The 2,500-nt window shown below is 55.8% G+C and carries 2 tRNA genes and 2 rRNA genes (1 of these 4 cut by a window edge); all 4 read left to right on the forward strand.

Annotation, left to right across the window (positions count from 1 at the left end):
• The first annotated feature begins 211 nt into the window (after positions 1-211).
• Positions 212-1,698, forward strand: a 16S ribosomal RNA gene (locus ACS5Q0_RS27260).
• A gap of 143 nt (positions 1,699-1,841) precedes the next feature.
• Positions 1,842-1,918, forward strand: a tRNA-Ile gene (locus tag ACS5Q0_RS27265).
• A gap of 8 nt (positions 1,919-1,926) precedes the next feature.
• Positions 1,927-2,002, forward strand: a tRNA-Ala gene (locus ACS5Q0_RS27270).
• Positions 2,003-2,281: 279 nt separating this feature from the next.
• Positions 2,282-2,500, forward strand: a 23S ribosomal RNA gene (locus tag ACS5Q0_RS27275) (it continues 2,590 nt past the right edge of the window).
• The 16S and 23S rRNA genes sit together here with 2 tRNA genes alongside, the layout of an rRNA operon.

The following is a 2,500-nucleotide window of genomic DNA, read 5'->3' on the forward strand; positions in this document are numbered from 1 at the left end:
GCATCTTTGGTGATGCTGCTCTTTGACAAGTGAAGAAGGAAGAAGAAGCGCAGGCGGCGGTGTCCTTGCGGCGGCCCTTTGGGGCTGCTTGGAACAAGACATCGACCTTTGTCTTGCGCTTTTGGTGAGTACACCGCTCCGGTTTTGGCCGGAGTGAGAGGTGCTCTGTCAATTTGCGTTTTTAAGACGACAGTCGAGATCGAATTCTCTTCAACTTGAGAGTTTGATCCTGGCTCAGAACGAACGCTGGCGGCAGGCTTAACACATGCAAGTCGAACGCATCCTTCGGGGTGAGTGGCAGACGGGTGAGTAACGCGTGGGAACGTGCCCTTCAGTTCGGGATAACCCAGGGAAACTTGGGCTAATACCGGATACGTGCGAGAGCAGAAAGATTTATCGCTGAAGGATCGGCCCGCGTCTGATTAGCTAGTTGGTGAGGTAATGGCTCACCAAGGCGACGATCAGTAGCTGGTCTGAGAGGATGATCAGCCACATTGGGACTGAGACACGGCCCAAACTCCTACGGGAGGCAGCAGTGGGGAATATTGGACAATGGGCGCAAGCCTGATCCAGCCATGCCGCGTGAGTGATGACGGCCTTAGGGTTGTAAAGCTCTTTCGCACGCGACGATAATGACGGTAGCGTGAGAAGAAGCCCCGGCTAACTTCGTGCCAGCAGCCGCGGTAATACGAAGGGGGCTAGCGTTGTTCGGAATCACTGGGCGTAAAGGGCGCGTAGGCGGCTTTGTAAGTCGGGGGTGAAAGCCTGTGGCTCAACCACAGAATTGCCTTCGATACTGCATGGCTTGAGACCGGAAGAGGTTAGTGGAACTGCGAGTGTAGAGGTGAAATTCGTAGATATTCGCAAGAACACCAGTGGCGAAGGCGGCTGACTGGTCCGGATCTGACGCTGAGGCGCGAAAGCGTGGGGAGCAAACAGGATTAGATACCCTGGTAGTCCACGCCGTAAACGATGAATGCCAGCCGTTGGCGAGCTTGCTCGTCAGTGGCGCAGCTAACGCTTTAAGCATTCCGCCTGGGGAGTACGGTCGCAAGATTAAAACTCAAAGGAATTGACGGGGGCCCGCACAAGCGGTGGAGCATGTGGTTTAATTCGAAGCAACGCGCAGAACCTTACCAGCCTTTGACATGTCCGGTTTGGGGTTCAGAGATGAGCCTCTTCAGTTCGGCTGGCCGGAACACAGGTGCTGCATGGCTGTCGTCAGCTCGTGTCGTGAGATGTTGGGTTAAGTCCCGCAACGAGCGCAACCCTCGCCCCTAGTTGCCATCATTGAGTTGGGCACTCTAGGGGGACTGCCGGTGATAAGCCGCGAGGAAGGTGGGGATGACGTCAAGTCCTCATGGCCCTTACGGGCTGGGCTACACACGTGCTACAATGGCGGTGACAATGGGCAGCGAACCCGCGAGGGGGAGCTAATCCCAAAAAGCCGTCTCAGTTCAGATTGCACTCTGCAACTCGAGTGCATGAAGGCGGAATCGCTAGTAATCGTGGATCAGAACGCCACGGTGAATACGTTCCCGGGCCTTGTACACACCGCCCGTCACACCATGGGAGTTGGTCTTACCCGACGGCGCTGCGCCAACCGCAAGGAGGCAGGCGACCACGGTAGGGTCAGCGACTGGGGTGAAGTCGTAACAAGGTAGCCGTAGGGGAACCTGCGGCTGGATCACCTCCTTTCTAAGGATGTTCTCTGATGCGACGGCCTCATGCCGTCTCTCTCGGAACTCTTCAGAACATACAGGGTCAAGTCAGACCCTTTTTGCGGGACGCTGCCGTCTTCGCTTCTTCTTCTCCGGAACCCCTTTCTTGGAAGGCGGATCGGGCCTGTAGCTCAGGTGGTTAGAGCGCACCCCTGATAAGGGTGAGGTCGGACGTTCGAGTCGTCCCAGGCCCACCATTATCAACGGGGCCTTAGCTCAGCTGGGAGAGCGGTAGCTTTGCAAGCTTCAGGTCGTCGGTTCGATCCCGACAGGCTCCACCAATTTTTGGTTGGTTCCGGAATTCTTGGCGCGTGATGCGCGAAGGATCTTGTCAATTCGTGCCCTCCCCTCTCGAGTGTGGGTTGGCGCGGATGTTTGAAATCGTAAAGAGGCGGCATATTCGGCAAGTGAGGCAACCTAGTCCTCATGAACCAGCCCTGGCCCGCAGCCAGGTGCGCCGGATATGCTGTGGCAAGCAAAACATGTCTTCGGAGAAATCCGAAGACAGGTCTTTCTTTTGGGTCGATGGCCGCTGCCGAGCGGACATCGATCATGAGAGTAATCAAGTGTCGTAAGAGCATCTGGTGGATGCCTTGGCGCTGAGAGGCGATGAAGGACGTGGTACGCTGCGATAAGTCTTGGGGAGCTGCGAACGAGCGTTGATCCAAGAATCTCCGAATGGGGAAACCCACCTTCGATCCTTTGTATTGTGACGTCATTGGAAACAGTGATGTTGCATTACGGAGGGTCAGATGAAGGTATTAGGCCCTGAATAGATA

The sequence above is a fragment of the Microvirga sp. HS2 genome (genome assembly GCF_055792805.1).